Origin of the sequence: Oceaniovalibus guishaninsula JLT2003 (assembly GCF_000299575.1) — a bacterium.
Taxonomy (GTDB): Bacteria; Pseudomonadota; Alphaproteobacteria; order Rhodobacterales; family Rhodobacteraceae; genus Palleronia; species Palleronia guishaninsula.
Genome location: NZ_AMGO01000015.1, coordinates 1 through 779, shown reverse-complemented (window position 1 = coordinate 779; position 779 = coordinate 1). Strand labels below are relative to the sequence as shown.

Annotated in this window: 1 protein-coding gene; it reads left to right on the top strand. The window is 61.6% G+C overall.

All coding sequences use genetic code 11. The annotated features are described in order from the left end of the window. Window positions 1-306: 306 nt before the first annotated feature. A partial coding sequence (locus OCGS_RS05465) for a hypothetical protein (protein ID WP_238538227.1) occupies window positions 307-779 on the top strand: 473 nt, incomplete at its 3' end.

The following is a 779-nucleotide window of genomic DNA, read 5'->3' as shown; positions in this document are numbered from 1 at the left end:
CTCGGCAACGTGGGCAGGACTGATGCCGAGCTGAGTTGCCCGGGCTCTGAGGCGGTCGGAAAGCGTGTGGTGCTCGGTCATGTCATCCCCACCCATCTGTGGATGAAATGGGATAAAATCGGATTGATCGAAGCCCGTCAAGCGAATAAGAACAGAAGGTAAACATCTTGCACGGGAATCGGCGCGGAGGGCAGTGAATGCACATCGATAAATCGTACTTCACGCTCCCCCGAGATCCTCAAGCGCTGGCAGATCACCGAAGCGGACCTGATCTACCTTGCGGAGAACGACAAGCTGCGTCTGTCGGTGCGCGTGTTCGGCGTGCCGATCGAGTTTGGTGACTATGAAGAAGCCGCCGACGGTGAACCCTACCGGGTGCCGCACGAACAGAGCCATTATAGCGGCCTGCTCGATCTCCATGCCCGTGATGTGTTCCAGCTTTTCCGGTGCGGCGAGGTCCATCTCGAGAGCTTTCGGACGGCGAAGGCCGACTACGCGGAGACCTGGGGCGATGCGCAACCCGTCCTCGTGATGATTGGCGATCTCCTTCTAAGGCGCGATGAACGCGACCGTTTCGAGATCGAGACCGGGTTCTCGCCGGGCGGACAGCCGATGGAGGAGGCGACCTTCATCCACTCGGTCGATTACTTCGAAGTCCGCTGCAACGGATGCCGGTTCAAGCTGGGCCCGATCCAGGCGGAAGTCGTGCGCGCGCTGCACGAGGCGGCGCAGGCCGGGGCGCCCTGGCAGAACGGCAAGGCGATCCTGTCGCGCGCGGG